General features: G+C 61.8%; 14 protein-coding genes. All 14 read left to right on the top strand.

Annotated features, from left to right (window positions below):
• Window positions 1-131 precede the first annotated feature (131 nt).
• Window positions 132-1,352: a helix-turn-helix domain-containing protein gene (locus AC1DW2_RS40100; protein WP_477008802.1), complete on the top strand. Its 1,221-nt coding sequence runs from the start codon at window positions 132-134 to the stop codon at window positions 1,350-1,352.
• 28 nt (window positions 1,353-1,380) lie between these two features.
• Window positions 1,381-2,019: a Vgb family protein gene (locus tag AC1DW2_RS40095; RefSeq protein ID WP_085405315.1), complete on the top strand. Its 639-nt coding sequence runs from the start codon at window positions 1,381-1,383 to the stop codon at window positions 2,017-2,019.
• Between the two features lie 137 nt (window positions 2,020-2,156).
• Window positions 2,157-3,725 carry a DUF4403 family protein gene (locus AC1DW2_RS40090; RefSeq protein ID WP_071910322.1) on the top strand — a complete coding sequence of 523 codons (1,569 nt, stop codon included), beginning with the start codon at window positions 2,157-2,159 and terminating at the stop codon, window positions 3,723-3,725.
• Between the two features lie 129 nt (window positions 3,726-3,854).
• A complete protein-coding gene (locus AC1DW2_RS40085; RefSeq protein WP_477008801.1) occupies window positions 3,855-4,979 on the top strand; it encodes an ABC transporter ATP-binding protein in 1,125 nt (374 codons plus the stop codon).
• A gap of 56 nt (window positions 4,980-5,035) precedes the next feature.
• Window positions 5,036-6,094 carry an ABC transporter substrate-binding protein gene (locus AC1DW2_RS40080; protein WP_477008800.1) on the top strand — a complete coding sequence of 353 codons (1,059 nt, stop codon included), beginning with the start codon at window positions 5,036-5,038 and terminating at the stop codon, window positions 6,092-6,094.
• 22 nt (window positions 6,095-6,116) lie between these two features.
• A complete protein-coding gene (locus tag AC1DW2_RS40075) occupies window positions 6,117-7,379 on the top strand; it encodes an ABC transporter permease (RefSeq protein ID WP_477008799.1) in 1,263 nt (420 codons plus the stop codon).
• Window positions 7,376-8,206: an ABC transporter permease gene (locus AC1DW2_RS40070; protein WP_477008798.1), complete on the top strand. Its 831-nt coding sequence runs from the start codon at window positions 7,376-7,378 to the stop codon at window positions 8,204-8,206. The genes AC1DW2_RS40075 and AC1DW2_RS40070 overlap by 4 nt, the downstream gene beginning before the upstream one ends.
• Window positions 8,207-8,421: 215 nt before the next feature.
• Window positions 8,422-9,279: a DUF3800 domain-containing protein gene (locus tag AC1DW2_RS40065; RefSeq protein WP_477008813.1), complete on the top strand. Its 858-nt coding sequence runs from the start codon at window positions 8,422-8,424 to the stop codon at window positions 9,277-9,279.
• Between the two features lie 75 nt (window positions 9,280-9,354).
• Window positions 9,355-9,768 (top strand): hypothetical protein, encoded by a 414-nt coding sequence (locus tag AC1DW2_RS40060; RefSeq protein WP_477008797.1) that lies wholly within the window; start codon window positions 9,355-9,357, stop codon window positions 9,766-9,768.
• Between the two features lie 17 nt (window positions 9,769-9,785).
• Window positions 9,786-10,256, top strand: coding sequence for a hypothetical protein (locus AC1DW2_RS40055; protein ID WP_477008796.1), 471 nt, complete (start codon window positions 9,786-9,788; stop codon window positions 10,254-10,256).
• 324 nt (window positions 10,257-10,580) lie between these two features.
• On the top strand, window positions 10,581-12,221 hold the full coding sequence (locus AC1DW2_RS40050) for a tetratricopeptide repeat protein (protein WP_477008795.1): 1,641 nt from the start codon (window positions 10,581-10,583) through the stop codon (window positions 12,219-12,221).
• A gap of 199 nt (window positions 12,222-12,420) precedes the next feature.
• The gene (locus AC1DW2_RS40045) at window positions 12,421-12,621 is read left to right on the top strand and encodes an SH3 domain-containing protein (RefSeq protein ID WP_477008812.1); all 201 of its coding nucleotides are present in this window, start codon (window positions 12,421-12,423) and stop codon (window positions 12,619-12,621) included.
• 476 nt (window positions 12,622-13,097) lie between these two features.
• The gene (locus AC1DW2_RS40040) at window positions 13,098-13,838 is read left to right on the top strand and encodes a hypothetical protein (RefSeq protein ID WP_477008794.1); all 741 of its coding nucleotides are present in this window, start codon (window positions 13,098-13,100) and stop codon (window positions 13,836-13,838) included.
• 521 nt (window positions 13,839-14,359) lie between these two features.
• A complete protein-coding gene (locus tag AC1DW2_RS40035; protein WP_477008793.1) occupies window positions 14,360-15,571 on the top strand; it encodes an ABC transporter substrate-binding protein in 1,212 nt (403 codons plus the stop codon).
• Window positions 15,572-15,779 lie beyond the last annotated feature (208 nt).

Genomic DNA, 15,779 nt, shown 5'->3' with positions numbered 1-15,779 from the left:
CCGGGCGGTCATTCCGCGTCGCGCTATGACAGACGCGGAACCGCTCGCCCCTCGCCGCACATTGTCGGCCGTCAACGATTTCTGGCACCAAGCGGTTGCGCGGTGGGAGTAACAAGTGTGGCGGGATTTGAATGGAGTCGCTGATCACGGCCGCCGCGCGCGCGTTAGAGGCCGGCGATCCGCTCGGCGCGCTGAACCGCGTTGCGCTGCGCAACGATGCACCGTCGCTGGCGCTACGCGGCATCGCGATGGCGCAGCTCGGCGATCTCGCGAAAGCGAAGACGCTGCTGCGGAGCGCCGCGCGCGCGTTCGGTCCAAGAGAGGCGGTGGCGCGTGCGAGATGCGTGGTGGCCGAAGCCGAGATCGCGCTCGTCTCGCGCGACCTGAGCTGGCCGGTGAAGACGCTCGCGGCGGCCCGCGCGACGCTCGAACAGCACGGCGATCTCGCCAATGCAGCCCATGCGGGCCACATCGAGGCGCGCCGCCTTCTCCTCGTCGGGCAGCTCGACGAAGCCGAGCGCACGCTGGCCGAGCTCAGCCCCTCCCCGCTCCCGCCTGCATCGCAAGTCGTCCGCGAGCTCGTGGTCGCCGGCATCGCCATCAGACGACTGAGAGCGAAAGATGCGCGCGCGGCGCTCAACCGCGCGGCTCACGCAGCGCGGCAGGCGAAGATCCCGGCGCTCGTGGCCGAGGTCGACAACGCGAACCTGATCCTCGACACGCCGGCGGCGCGCCTGATCGCGCGCGGCAGCGAACACCCGTTGCTGCTCGGGGAGGTCGAGAGACTGGCGACCTCGACGGCGCTCGTCGTGGACACCTTTCATCATGCCCTGCGCAGGCAAGGCCGCATCGTCTCGCTCGGAACGCGGCCGGTGCTGTTCGCGCTCGCCCGCCTCCTGGCGCAGGCATGGCCTGGGGATGTCTCGCGAGAGACTCTGATATCGGGCGCGTTCCGGGCAAAGCACGCCGATGAATCGCATCGCGCGCGGTTGCGCGTGGAGATCGGGCGGCTCCGCACCCAGCTCAAGCCGCTGGCCGACATCAGCGCGACGAAGCAGGGTTTTGTGCTGGCGCCGCGCAAGACGCGCGACGTCCTCGTGCTGGCACGTCCCGTCGAGGAGAAGCACGCCGCGGTGCTCGCCGTCCTCTCCGACGGCGAGCCCTGGTCAAGCTCGGCGCTCGCGCTGGCGCTGGGGACGAGCGCGCGCACGGTGCAGCGGGCCCTCGAAGAGCTGGCGCGGTCGAACAAGGTGCAATCGTTCGGACACGGCCGGGCACGGCGCTGGATGACTCCGCCCGTCCCGGGTTTCCCGACAGGCTTGTTACTCCCCGGACCGCTCCTGAAAGCGTAAATTGGATCACATCACAGGGATCAAGCACATGAAGCGTTCCGCCGCCGAGATCGTCAGGGAGTACGGACCTTTTGCGGGTGTCGAGGCCGTGCATGGCGTCACCTATGACGGCACCCATGTCTGGTTCGCATCCGGCGACAAGCTGAATGCGGTCGATCCGGCCAACGGCAGGATCGCACGCTCCATCGATGTCGCCGCGCATGCGGGGACGGCGTTCGACGGCCGGCACCTGTTTCAGATCGCCGAGGATCGCATCCAGAAGATCGACGCCGCGACCGGCAAGGTGATCAGCACGATTCCGGCCCCGGGCGGCGGCGGCGATTCCGGATTGGCCTGGGCGGAGGGCTCGCTGTGGGTCGGTCAGTATCGCGAGCGCAAGATCCATCAGGTCGATCCGGAGACGGGAAAGATCCTCCGCACCATCGAAAGCAAGCGCTTCGTGACCGGCGTCACCTGGGTCGACGGCGAGCTCTGGCATGGCACCTGGGAGGGCGAGGAAAGCGATTTGCGGCGGATCGATCCCGAGACCGGCAAGGTGCTGGAGCAGCTCGACCTGCCCGCCGGGACGATGGTGTCAGGATTGGAGTCCGACGGCGGCGACCGCTTCTTCTGCGGCGGTGGCGATCGCGGCAATGTGAGGGCGGTTCGCCGCCCGAGGCGCAGCTAGGTGCGCGATGACGGATGCGCGGCACCGATGCTGCCGCAACCGTTAATCTGTTCGCCCCAATTCCACCCCACCGGTGCGCTCTAGCGCCCCCCTCGCCTGCCCTGTAGACTTCCGGCCCTGGGTGGCTTGGGGGATTGATGCGACTGACGCTGAACTTGAAGACTGTTCTGATCGCCGTGGCGGTGCTCGCGGCGTCGTTTTTCGTCAGCCTGAAGGCGATGGACTGGCTGTCGCCGCGCGCGGCGACGACTGCGCCGCCGGTCGCGCAATTGCCGCCGCTGCCGCCGGTCGCGAAGAGCTCGATCGTGGTGGCGCCGGTTGCGATCGCGATATCGGCGATCCGCGAACAGGCCGAGAAAGCCGCGCCGCGCAATTTCGCCGGCAAGGCCGATAATCCAATCTCGCAGATCCTGGAGAATGCCGACATCGGCTGGTCCGCGGTGCGCGGGCCGATGGCGGCTGCCGGCGACAAGGACGTGCTGACGATCTCGACGCCGCTCAATGGCAAGCTGAACGTGACGGGCTCGCTGTCGTCGAAAGCCACCGGCGCGCTCGGCGACGCGCTCGGCAGCGTGCTCGGCGGTGACGCAGCGAAACGGATCGGCGCGGTCAACATCAAGAATTTGAACGCCAGCGCCGAGATCAAGGGCAACGTGGTCGTCACCTCGCGCCCGAAGCTCGCGGCCAATTGGCATCTCGAGCCAAATCTCGGCGCCCAGGTCAATCTCGGCGACACCAACCTCAACGTTTCCGGCGCCAAGGTCAACGTGCCGGCGCAGGTGAAGCCGCTGATCGACAAGAATGTCGGCGAGCAGATCAACATCGTCTCCGAGCGCATCCGCAACGATCCCTCGCTGCGCGACAATGCGAAGCTGCAATGGGCCAAGGCCTGCCGCTCGATCCCGCTGCAGGGCTCGGGCTCCTCGAGCGCGCTGCCGCCGCTCTGGCTCGAGATGAAACCGACCCGTGCCATCGCGGCGCAGCCGCGCGTCGACGCGCAGAACGTGACGCTGCTGCTCGGCCTCGAACTCGAGACGCGCGTGACCTCGACGTCGACCAAGCCGGACTGTCCCTTCCCCGACAAGATCTCGATCGTGCCGCCGACCGGCACCGGCGTGAACATCGGTGTGCCGATTGACGTGCCCTTCACCGAGATCAACAAGCTGATCGCGGCGCAGATGGTCGGCCACACCTATCCCGAGGACGGCTCCGGCCCGGTCGACGTTACCGTGAAAGGCGTCAACGTGGTGCCGTCCGGCGATCGTCTCCTGATCTCGCTGCTGGTGCGTGCCAAGGAGAAGAAGAGCTGGCTCGGTCTCGGCGCCGAAGCGACCGTGCACATCTGGGGCCGGCCGATGCTCGACCAGGCGCAGCAGACGCTGCGGCTCGCCGACATCCAGCTCGCGGTGGAATCCGAGGCCGCCTTCGGCCTGCTCGGCGCGGCCGCACGCGCGGTGGTGCCGCAGATGCAGCAGGCATTGGTGCAGAAGGCGACGCTCGACCTGAAGCCGATCGCCGCCAATGCGCGCGAGAAGATCGCGGCCGCGATCGCCGACTACCAGAAGAGCGAGGACGGCCTCAAGGTCGACGCCAAGATCGACAGCCTGACCCTCGCCGACATCGCCTTCGATTCCAAGACGCTGCGCATCGTCGCGGAAGCCGGCGGTTCGCTGAACGTCTACGTGACGAAGCTGTCGGGGATGTAGCGCGTCTTCACTCACCGGACCCGCGCGCGTCGCTTGCGCCGCTGGCATTCTCGTCGAAGGATGCTAAGCTGTTTCCCGCAACCTCGAACGAGGTGCTGACAGCACTGCAGGGGACAACGCGAGGACAACATGGAAGCCGGCATGGTCACGCCTGCGCCGGCGCTGGTGCGCTTTTCCGGCATTCAAAAGACCTACGATGGCGAGCACCTCGTGGTGAAGAACCTCGATCTCGAAATCAGGAAGGGCGAGTTCGTCACCCTGCTCGGCCCGTCGGGCTCGGGCAAGACGACCACGCTGATGATGCTGGCCGGCTTCGAGGTTCCGACCCATGGCGAAATCTACCTCGCGGAACGGCCGATCAAGAACGTGCCGCCGCATAAGCGCGACATCGGCATGGTGTTCCAGAACTATGCCTTGTTCCCGCACCTGACGATCGCGGAGAACATCGCCTTCCCGCTATCCGTTCGCAACACGGCCAAGGCCGAGGCGCAGGAACGCGTCAACGCGGCGTTGCGCATGATCAAGATGGAAACCCTGGCGCACCGGCGGCCCGGGCAGCTGTCCGGCGGTCAACAGCAGCGCGTGGCGCTGGCCCGCGCACTGGTTTTCAATCCGCAGCTCGTACTGATGGATGAACCCCTTGGCGCCCTCGACAAGCGCCTGCGGGAGCAGATGCAACTGGAGATCAAGCAGCTGCACGAGACGATGGGCATCACCGTCGTCTACGTCACCCACGATCAGAGCGAAGCGCTCACCATGTCGGATCGCATCGCCGTGTTCAACGACGGCATCGTGCAGCAGATCGACCGGCCCGACGCGCTGTATGAGCATCCGGTGAACAGCTTCGTCGCTCACTTCATCGGCGAGAACAACGTGCTGTCCGGCACCGTCGAGACGGTCGAGAAGGACTATTGCCGCGTCACGCTGGCTGGCGGCGGCGCCGTGACCGCACGGGCGGTCAATGTATCGGGCGCGGGCGCATCGACCTCCCTGTCGGTGCGGCCGGAGCGGATCGCCATCATCCCGGACGGCACCTCCAGCGAAGGACCGAACCGACTGCCGGCCAAGGTGCAGAACACCATCTATCTCGGCGACCACGCGCTGGCCGTGCTCGATGTCGCCGGCAACGGGGAGTTCATGGTCAAGCTTCAGCCGGGGACGCATGACGGATTGAGACATGGCAATCTAAGATCTGGTGAAAGCGTATTCATCACCTTCCGTCCCGAGGACTGCCTGGCTCTCGATCCCGTCTGATCCGGACCGGCATCGATCAACCTCAACGCAACGCAGATGAAGAAGGAACAAGGACCATGCTGAAGCGCAAGACTGGCAAGATTGCTCTGGGGTTCGCCGTGGCGTTCAGCGCCAGCGCCGCACTGGCCACGGTCGCACAGGCGCGTGACCTCACCGTCGTGTCGTGGGGCGGCGCCTATCAGGATGCCCAGAAGAAGGTCTATTTCGAGCCGTTCAAGAAAGCAGCCGGCGTTGCGATGAACGACGAGTCCTGGGACGGCGGCGTCGGCGTGTTGCGCGCCAAGGTGCAGGGTGGTGCCGCCACCTGGGACCTCGTCCAGGTCGAGAGCGACGAACTCGCGGTCGGCTGCGAGGAAGGCCTGTTCGAGAAGATGGATTATTCCAAAATCGGCGGCGAGGGCGCCTATATACCGCCGTCGGTCAATCCCTGCGGCGTCGGCGCCATCCTGTACGATTTCGTTCTCGGCTACGACAAGGACAAGCTGAAGGACGCCCCCAACGGCTGGGCCGACTTCTTCGACACGAAAAAGATTCCGGGCAAGCGCGCCTTGCGTCAGGGCCCGAAGACCACGCTGGAGATCGCCCTCATGGCCGACGGCGTCGCACCGAAGGACGTCTACAAGGTGCTGGCGACCGACGAGGGCATCGAGCGCGCGTTCAAGAAGCTGGACACCATCAAGGGCGACATCGTCTGGTGGAAGGCCGGCGCCCAGCCGCCGCAATTGCTCGCCTCCGGCGAGGTCGCGATGACCTCGGTCTACAATGGCCGCATCGACACCGCGAACAAGAACGACAAGAAGAATTTTGGCATCGTATGGGACGGAGCGCTCTTCACCCTCGACAGCTGGGTCATCCTGAAGGGCAGCCCGAACAAGGACGCGGCCTACAAGTTCCTGGACTTCGCGGGCAAGGCGGAGAACCAGTCAAAGCTGTCGCAGAACATCGCCTATGGCACCTCGAACAAGGACGCAGCCGCCCTGCTCGCGCCCGCTGTTCTCAAGGACCTGCCGACAGCGCCCGACAACATCAAGAACGCGGTCGAGATCAACGTTGGCTTCTGGCTCGAGAACATCGACCGCCTGACCGAGCGCTTCAACAAATGGGCCGCGAAATAGCGCGCCCCACCAGGCTCGACCAATGACGGATGCGCGCTTGACCGGCGCCAATGCGTTGACCGAGGTGCCGCTCAAGCGCCGATTGAGGCGTGCGGAGCGGACACGTCAGGTCAAGGCATTGGCGCTGGTGCTGCCGCTTCTCGTCTTCCTGCTCTTCACCTTCGCAGGCCCGATCGCCGGCATGCTGTGGCGCGCGGTCGATGACCGCGAGGTGCGTCAGGTCCTGCCGCAAACCGTCGCTGCTCTCGCCGACTGGGACGGCAAGGACCTGCCGGATGAAAAGGCCTTTGCAGCGCTGGCAAGCGACATCCTGGCGGCGCGCGCCTCCGGCACCATCGCCATCGCGGCCAAGCGGCTCAACTACGCCCTGAACGGTTTTCGTACGATCCTGACCAGCACGGCGCGCAATCTGAAGGCGGCGCCGGAACCCGGCACGGCCAGGGAGACACTGGGCAAGATCAATCCGGCCTGGCGCGAACGGGCCACCTGGACGACGATCAAGGATGCCAGTGGCCCGGTGACCGGCTTCTATCTGCTGGCGGCGCTCGACCTGACGCGGAACGTCGATGGTGCGATCGTCGCGGCCGCATCAGACCAGGCGATCTACCGCAACGTCTTCGCCCGCACTTTCCTCATCAGCTTCAGCGTCACGGTACTCTGCCTGATCCTCGGCTTCCCGGTCGCTTACCTGCTGGCAACGCTGCCGCCGGGCCGGTCGAACCTGCTGATGATCTTCGTCCTGCTGCCGTTCTGGACGTCGCTTCTGGTCCGCACCTGCGCCTGGATCGTCTTGCTGCAGAGCAAAGGGGTCGTGAACGACAGCCTGCACTGGCTTGGCATCATCGACGAGCCGTTGCGCCTGATCTACAACCGCTTCGGGGTCTGCGTGGCCATGACCCACGTTCTCCTGCCGTTCATGATCCTGCCGCTGTACAGCAGCATGAAGGCGATCTCGCCTGCTTACATGCGTGCCGCTGCCTCGCTCGGCGCGCCACCGACCACTGCCTTCCTGCGGATCTACCTGCCTCAGACCCTGCCCGGCATCGGCGCGGGAAGCCTGCTCGTCTTCATCCTGGCGCTCGGCTACTACATCACGCCGGCCCTCGTCGGCGGCGCCGCCGATCAGATGATCAGCTACTTCATCGCGCTCTACACGACCGAGACGGCCAATTGGGGCCTTGCTTCGGCGTTGGGTGCGGTGCTGCTGCTGGCCACTCTTTTGCTCGCTCTCGTCTACGGCAAGCTGGTGCAGGGACAGCAGGTCACGGGAGGGATGAAGAATTGAGCGATCATTCTTCCCTCCGCACGCCCAGCCAGCGCATCGCGTGGACCGCGACCATCGTCATCTCCACGCTGGTGTTCATCTTCCTGATCGCGCCGATCCTTGCGATCATGCCGCTGTCCTTCAGCTCGGGCTCGTATCTCACCTATCCGCTGCCGGGCCTCTCCTTGCGCTGGTACGACGACTTCATCAATTCGCCGCGCTGGATGAATTCGCTGAAGAACAGCATGATCATCGGCGTCGCCTCGACCCTGCTGTCGATGGTGCTTGGCACGCTGGCTGCGCTGGGGCTGGCGCAGTGGAAGAGCCGGTTCAAACCGCTCGTGCTGGCTTTCGTGCTGTCGCCGGTCGTCGTGCCCGGTGTCATCACCGCGGTCGGCCTGTATTTCTTCTTCGCGCCGATCGGACTGACCGGCAGTTATCTCGGCTTGATCCTGGCCCACACCGCGCTGGCGACGCCCTTTGTGGTGATCACGGTCGGCGCGACGCTGCAAAGCTTCGACACCAATCTGGCACGCGCCGCCGCCTCGCTCGGCGCCTCGCCGCTTTATGCGTTCCGCCGCGTGATCCTGCCGCTGATCCTGCCCGGCCTCGCGTCGGGTGCGCTCTTCGCCTTCGCGACCAGCTTCGACGAGGTGGTGATCGTGCTGTTCATGGCGGGTCCAGAGCAGCGCACCCTGCCGCGCGAAATGTTCAGCGGCATCCGCGAGAACATCAGCCCAACCATCACGGCAGCGGCGGTGGTTCTAACAACGGTATCGGTCATCCTCCTCGCCACCCTGGAAGGCCTGCGCCGACGCAACGAACGGCTCAAGGGCAGCAGCGCCTGACCGGCGGTGCTCTTCCTGCTTCCCTTGTGGGAGAAAGAACTGATCGTCGCGAGGATATTTTACATTGTAAAATCAATTACTTAATTCGCAGACCCAAGCGGAGTGTCCCTATAGTGTCCTAACCCGCTCCGCTCAGCTTTTCTGTTTATAGCAACTGCGGAGCCGGACCTACACGGATTGATCCACCTCCTGTGGACACGCCATAGTTGAGCATTATGGCGACTCATATCCCAGACCCTTATTACGTCGCTTTCATTGATGAGGCGGGCGACCCAGGACTGAAAACCGTGCGCCCAATTGATCCGGTTGGTGCCACGGAATGGCTGTGCCTTGGCGCGGTACTTATCCGAGCGAAGCATGAGCCCGAAGTGAGCAACTGGGCTCGGACGATCCTGTCCAAGGCTGGATGTAACCGCACCGACCTTCACTACAGGCATTTGTCGCCCCCTCAGAAGCGGATCGCTTTAGGAGAAATCGCTCAGCTTCCGTTACGCGGTTTTGTTCTCGCATCGAACAAGAAGAACATGCGCCGCCACCAGAACGAACGAGCAGAGCGCGCTGGAGCCCAACAGTGGTTCTACAACTATTGTCTACGTTTGCTTTTGGAGCGCGTAACGGACTTCTGCTATCGGCATGCAGTCAAGGACCACGCAAAGGATCGCTTCCTCAAGATCCTGTATAGCGAACGCAGTGTCCATTCCTACGCGCAAACAGCCGCCTATCATGAGCTGCTTAAGATGCAGGCCAAAGCTGGGGCTCTCGTCCTTCCGAAGCGCCGGATTATGTGGGAAGTACTAGACTGGCGCCTTGCCCAGCCGGTGCCGCACCTCGCAAGCCCCGGCGCTCAGCTTGCTGATCTTGTAACCAGCGCATTCTACCAAGCTGCGGACACGCTTCCACCGACGAAGTGGAGCAACGAATTTGCGAAACTGCTGGAGCCGGTCATGGCTAAGGAGAATGGGTCGTGTATGGACTATGGCGCGTCTCTTCAACCGACACCAACTTGGAAGGCGAAGCTGAACGACAAGCAAAGGCAAATCTTCGAGTTCTATGGATACAAATTCTGGCCGTAAGGGCATGACAGGCAGCGAAAGCCCGTCTTTTGGTGATCGACCGCCTTGAGCGTGCGAAGGACTAAGGAGTGGGGGATGCTGCACTGGTGGGTCAACTACCAATACTGGAAGCGCGACACTATCCGGTTTGAGTACAGGGCAGTACTGATTCTTCTTCTCATTCTGGCAGGGGCTTGCTTCGTTGTCGGTTGGTTTTTCGCGGCGCCTGAAGTTCGAGGAAAATGGATAAACAGCGCCGGACTGATGTTTGATGTTGGTGGTGTGATCCAACTTCATATCAGCGGACTTTTCGATGAGATCGTCAACAAGTACGGCGACGCTGAAAAATACCCGTACGGACCGCCTTCTCACATCACACGGAAAATAATCGATGATCCAGATAGGCCGATCAAGATGTGGATACGAACCCACCTCTTCTTGGAGTCAACCGGCGGCTTTTACTTACTGCTAGTTGGGTTCGCATTTCAACTTATGGGAACGTGGGTCTGAGCCCCTGGGGGAGCAAAATGAACTTCAGGCTGGGCTTTTTCAGAATTTGGGTGATCCTTTCGATCCTGTTCATTATCGCGGTCGCCATTCTTTCGTACAAAGACGTCAGCGGCGAATTTGAGAAGGCGTCGCTAGATTTCAGTTCCGTTGGAATTGCAATGGTGCCGGTAGATTGCAAGGAGGCGCGTGGCAAGGCCGGGACGGATTATGAACCGCCAGACCGCCCGTGGAATGCATATAGCAACACGGCAAATTGCTGGTACCAAATGCCGACATTTCGACGGCTGTTCCCCGAATATAAGGACATGGTCGATGACGCAGTGAGCGACAAGCTGTACTCAAAAGCGGGCATTGAACTCCATCCGGCCCGCCCGTGGAAGGCGCTTGGAATTGCTCTCTTTATAGCGATTGGAGCACCACTGATCGTTCTGGTTCTCGGTGGCGCTTTGGGCTGGGCGCTCTTAGGATTTCGCGCGAAGCCGACCTGAACTATTCGGAGAAGCCGAGTCGTCTCGTGGAGCGATCGAGGAAACTTCGGCATCTGACCACGAACCGTCATCCTCGTACGAGTCGGCGTCGCAAACGGCTAGGTCGGTCAACTTGCCGCCGGCCCCCGACGTATTGCCAGACAGGGGTCCGAAATGCGGGCCGCGCAGCGGCTCCCATCCGTAAATAACGCGCTGAATTTGTTCACCGGTTTTGGGGCTCCCTTTTGACAACCGGCCGCTTGGGCTCGTATTCTCGATGTCGGGCTGAGAGAACGTAACAGGAGCTGGCATCCGACGAATGGGTGCACGCCGGGGGGCTGGCAAGTGCAATTAATTGAGAAGCTGCGCAATCAGATTGCGCAACCGCTCGGGCGACTGAACATTGCTGTCCGATTTGCGGTCATCATTCTGGCCTGTGTCGTCATTGGCGGTCTTATTTTCTGGCTCTGCAATGAACTGGTCTACTACTACGTAGCGCGGACCTATGCGGAAGAACTTGCAGATGCGTACGACCTAAATACTGGAATAACGCGAGCCATCCTTTGGGCGAGTTTTGCAGCCCTTGTAGTTCTTGCGGGCTATTCGCTTTCGTTCTCCAAGCAAAAGCGACGCATAGGATACGCGGGCCTGCTCGCACTTATCCTCGGACATTCGCTGCTGCTGGGACGCCTCGACGCAAACTTCCGTAAGAACGGTGTTGCCGAGAAATGCTTCGTCATGACGCGCACCAGCATCAAGACCCTCAACCGTGTCGGGATTGATGCGGACACAGGTCGTGAGTGCCGTCCGCTAACGCCCCAGATGGTCGAGAAGATTGCGGAATACAAACGGGGGCATCGGCCGACACAGATAACCTCAAGTGACCCGCCGTTTTTTGATCCGACAACTGGCGAGCCGGTCGTTTGGTATTTCAAGAACGATCGTGGCCAAATCCAGCTGTTTGACCTCATGGGTTTTCATCCCCAGACAGGCGACGAACTAGTGCCCGTCACCCGAGAGGTCGTGGAGGCGTGGAAACAACAGAACGCAAAGGTTGTTCGGCGCGCGCCTGTTCTCGTCACGGACCCCGAGAAGTTTGGTTTCTTCGATCCAACGACAGGTGCTGCCAAGGTTTGGTACTCACGCAGCGAAACCGGACAGTATGAGTTCTATGACGGCCCCGGCTTCCACCCGCGATCCGGTGACCAGTTCACAATCGTCACCCGCGAAGTGATCTCCGACTGGCGACAGCAACAAGAGGCAATCGCCGCTCGCAAAAAGGCCGAGCAGGAGCAGAGGGACAAAGAGGCTCGCGAGCGAACTGAACGCGAGGTTCAGCAGGCCCTAGAAGCAGCGGACCGGGAACGGCGGGCACGTGAAGCCAGCGCCGAAGCTGAGCGACAACGGCTGCAGGGCGGCAATGACTGCGATCGGCTTGCCGCAAATCCTACTGATGCAAAAAGGAGTGGCGGCGGCGTGTCGTTTGAGGCGTTGAAGTACCAAGCTGACCAAGCTTACGACGCTTGCACCAAGGCCGTAGCGGTCTCGCCCGCCGAACTCCGGTATCAGTACCAACTTGGCCGCGCGGCTCAATTCAAGGATAAGAAGCAAGCGTTCGAAATATTCTTCCGTCTCGTTCAGGCAAACTATCCCGCTGCGTTCGACAATCTAGGTGGGATGTATCTATGGGACCGCAAGGATGTGACCACAGCTATTACGCTATTTAAGCGTGGGAGCGCACTCGGTGACGCGGACTCAATGGTGAGCCTCGTTGATCTTATCGACAAAGGGCAGATCCCAACGCCAAACCCGGAACAGACGAAGCTAGCCTTGTTGCAGCGAGCTGCCGAGCTTGGGCATGCGGGGGCACAACGAGGTTATGAGCTTGAACTGCAAAAGCTCAATCAAGAGCGGGTCAATCAAGTGAACCAGCAACAGATGATGCAGCTGTTCGGGGCCTTCGTTCAGGGGGTTGCAAGGCGTTAACCATCAGTGGCAATGCTCTATCAACTGCCCGCTAGCTGATTACATTTTGCCTTGGATAGGAAGCATCCTTTTGCGCACCGTCTTTCGCCGTCAGGTTCTAATTTTCATTCTTGCGGTCGCAAGCGGGATTCTTGGCAGTGCGTTTGCGTACGCGGGGACAGCGTCTTCTCCGACGCCGCCCGATGACCTAGTAGCGTGCGTGGTGGTCGATCCAACCTCGACGCCGCTGAACGTTCGAGCCGCGCCCCAGGGGCAAATACTCTCAGCCACTTCTAACGGGCAGCTTGTTCGCATTCTAGACGAGACAAAGGATTCTCACGGCAAGCGGTGGGCACATATAGCCGATGCTAACTCTCGGCCCATGGGGTGGGTGTTCAGGGAATATCTTGCCTGCAGGTAACTTCATGGCCGATCGAGGGCGCGTAGAGCGCAGCCCCCCAAGCACCAGGAGACCCGGTGCTGGGTTTGAAGCGGAATTATTTGTGTGTGCCGTACTGGTTGCCGGTGCTCGGGTTCGAATAGGTACCGCCCTTGTGAGACGATCCTGATCCTCTGACATATGAGCCGCCGTGACTGGAGGTGTGGGAACCTCCTCCATAGGACACCCTGCCACCGCCACCCCTAGCTTCAGCAAAGGTCGTTGAGCACAGAAACGCCACCGCGAGTATCGCTACCTTTTTCGAATCAGTTCCCCCCAAATCGCCGCACAAATTTGGCGACGGTTGTAGGTGCTTAGAGCTAGGTGGCACCCGCAATACAAAACTCATTCGTGCACACACAACTATTGTCTATGTGCCGGTCACTACAGCCGCGGTAGTTTCCATTGATCTCGCCCGCCGGTTGCGCTCTTATGCCCGCGGGTCTGGGGAATAAGTCATGCGTAAATGGGGCATCGTGGTGCTGTGCGCTGCGTTGGGCGGCTGCGTTACAAACTCCGAGACGGTTCAGTTTCGGCCGTCCAATCCACAACAACAGGCACTCATGCGAGATGGGCAAGCTGCCCTCGTGTCTCGGCAGAAGAGTTCGCTTGTCTTAGTTCGTCCCGCTTCACGACAAGTACGCGGGAACGGACGGCCCGTCTTCGTCGTGGCCATCAACAACCTGAGCAAAGGYCCTGTTGAATTCCCCGTTGCACAAGTCGAGGCGACCCAGCACGTCGCTGGCTCCGACTACGGCATGCAGGTCGTCACCTACGAAATGCTTGTCCAAGAGGAAAAGAATCGACAGGTCGCAGCGGCAGTTTTTACGGGTCTAGCCGCAGCAGGAAACGCCTATAACGCCTCTCAAGCTGGCTACGGCCACTACACGACCCCGAGTGGTCGGACGGGCACATTCTATAGCCCCACCGCAACCGCGATCGCCCAGAGCAATGCTACGGCTCAGAATGAGGCAATGATCGCCGCCACGGTAGAGACAGGGCAGCGCAACATGGCTGTGCTTGAACAATCAGTCATCAAGGATAACACGCTGATGCCCGGCGAGTGGTACGGCGGCCAATTGCATCTGGCGCCGCCGGTTGCCAGTGAGGGCGGAGGACCGAAGACCTACACCATCGTCATAACCGTTGGTACTGAACGGCACGTGGTCGACATTGCACAAGGACCCGCTGGTGTCTGATTTCGCCGGATCGTAACGACCTATGACTGAGGCCGATCGCGCTCCTTGGAGCATTTTGGATGTCTTGGTGGTCGTGAGCCCTATTTGTCTCGGGGCCGGCATCTATCTGCTGTTTCGGGGAAAGGGTCTGTTGATTTTTCCAGCTGTCGAAGCAATCGGGCTTGGGGACATCCTTGAACAGTCGAGGTTGCTGGTAAGGCCTCCGCCTCGCCTCATCGCGCGACAGGTAATTCCCGGCATACTGGTAGCCCCACGCATGAAGGTTCCCGATGGACGACGCAGCAGATCGGAAAGCCGTTCGCGTCCTTGACACGAAAGCACTCCTCTTCCTCTTCCATCACCCACGGCGTCTCGCCGCTACGCGGCGAGCCACCCTCTCCCAAAAGGGGAGAGGGTAAGAACACCGCAGCCCCCTACTTATTCTCAACCCTCCTCGCGCATCTCGGGCTTTACCGCCGCGACCGATTGTCGCTAGAACAGTCCCCGCAACAAAACCCAAACAACAACACAGGGAGAAACACATGCGGAAACTCATCGCCGCGGTTGCGGCCGGTCTCGCGCTCGCCGCCACATCCGGCGCCGCGCAGGCGCAGATCTCCGACGATGTCGTCAAGATCGGCGTGCTCACGGACATGTCGAGCCTCTATGCGGACGCGACCGGCAAGGGCTCGCTCGCCGCCGTCGAGATGGCGGTTGCCGATTACGGCGCCAAGGTCGCGGGCAAGCCGGTACAGGTGGTCGCCGCCGATCACCAGAACAAGCCCGACGTCGGCGTCAACATCGCCCGCAATTGGTACGACAACGACAAGGTCGACGCGATCTTCGACGTGCCGACATCCTCGGTGGCACTGCCGATCTCGGCGCTGACGCGCGAGAAGAACAAGATCAACATCAACTCCGGCGGCGGCTCGTCCGACATCACCGGCGTCGCCTGCTCGCCCAATACCGTGCACTGGACCTACGACACCTATGCGCTGTCGAATGTCGCCGGCAAGGCGATGGTGAAGCGCGGCGAGGACACCTGGTTCTTCGTCACCGCCGACTACGCCTTCGGCATGGCGCTGCAGCGCGACGCTGCCAACGTGGTCAAGGAGAGCGGCGGCAAGGTGCTCGGCGAGGTCCGCCATCCGCTCAATTCCTCGGACTTCTCGTCCTTCCTGCTGCAGGCCCAGGCCTCCAAGGCCAAGGTGGTCGCGCTGGCGAATGCCGGCGGCGATACCACCAACGCGCTGAAGCAGGCGGCCGAATTCGGTCTCGTTCAGGGTGGCCAGAAGATGATCGCGCTGCTCCAGGAGATCACCGACACCCATTCGCTCGGCATCAAGGCGACGCAAGGCCTGATCGTCACCGACGCGTTCTACTGGGACATGAACGAGGAGACGCGCGCCTTCTCGAAGCGGTTCAACGAGAAGGTCGGTCATATGCCGACCATGATCCAGGCCGGCCTCTACTCGGCGACCATGCACTATCTGAAGGCGATCGAGGCCATCAAGACCGACGAGGCGCCGAAGGTGATGGCGCAGATGCGCAAAACGCCGGTCAACGACTTCTTCGCCAGGAACGGCAAGATCCGCATCGACGGCCGCATGGTGCACGACATGTATCTGTTCGAGGTGAAGAAGCCGGAGGAGTCCAAGGGCGAGTGGGACCTCTACAAGCTGATCGCCACCGTCCCCGGCGACGAAGCCTTCCGTCCGCTCGACAAGGGTGGCTGCCCGCTGGTGACGCACTGAACGTCTTCTCCGTCTCCCCGCTTGCGGGGAGAGAGTCGGGGTGAGGGGAGTCTCCGCGGGGACGGCGCCAGTTGGGCTCGTCGAGACTCCCCCTCACCCGGATTGCATCTTCGATGCAATCCGACCTCTCCCCGCAAGCGGGGCGAGGTGAAATACGAAAGACACGACAGCGCGCCCCGTGAAAACCCGGCGCGCGTCGTTTCGGCGG

Source organism: Bradyrhizobium sp. P3_C3, from assembly GCF_056402655.1.
This window is presented reverse-complemented; position numbering and strand designations above follow the sequence as displayed.

Excerpts from the sequence above, each read along its gene's own strand:
- AC1DW2_RS40100 (WP_477008802.1), top strand. The coding sequence starts at position 132 with ATGGAGTCGCTGATCACGGCCGCCGCGCGCGCGTTAGAGGCCGGCGAT.
- AC1DW2_RS40095 (WP_085405315.1), top strand. The coding sequence starts at position 1,381 with ATGAAGCGTTCCGCCGCCGAGATCGTCAGGGAGTACGGACCTTTTGCG.
- AC1DW2_RS40090 (WP_071910322.1), top strand. The coding sequence starts at position 2,157 with ATGCGACTGACGCTGAACTTGAAGACTGTTCTGATCGCCGTGGCGGTG.
- AC1DW2_RS40085 (WP_477008801.1), top strand. The coding sequence starts at position 3,855 with ATGGAAGCCGGCATGGTCACGCCTGCGCCGGCGCTGGTGCGCTTTTCC.
- AC1DW2_RS40080 (WP_477008800.1), top strand. The coding sequence starts at position 5,036 with ATGCTGAAGCGCAAGACTGGCAAGATTGCTCTGGGGTTCGCCGTGGCG.
- AC1DW2_RS40075 (WP_477008799.1), top strand. The coding sequence starts at position 6,117 with ATGACGGATGCGCGCTTGACCGGCGCCAATGCGTTGACCGAGGTGCCG.
- AC1DW2_RS40065 (WP_477008813.1), top strand. The coding sequence starts at position 8,422 with ATGGCGACTCATATCCCAGACCCTTATTACGTCGCTTTCATTGATGAG.
- AC1DW2_RS40060 (WP_477008797.1), top strand. The coding sequence starts at position 9,355 with ATGCTGCACTGGTGGGTCAACTACCAATACTGGAAGCGCGACACTATC.
- AC1DW2_RS40055 (WP_477008796.1), top strand. The coding sequence starts at position 9,786 with ATGAACTTCAGGCTGGGCTTTTTCAGAATTTGGGTGATCCTTTCGATC.
- AC1DW2_RS40035 (WP_477008793.1), top strand. The coding sequence starts at position 14,360 with ATGCGGAAACTCATCGCCGCGGTTGCGGCCGGTCTCGCGCTCGCCGCC.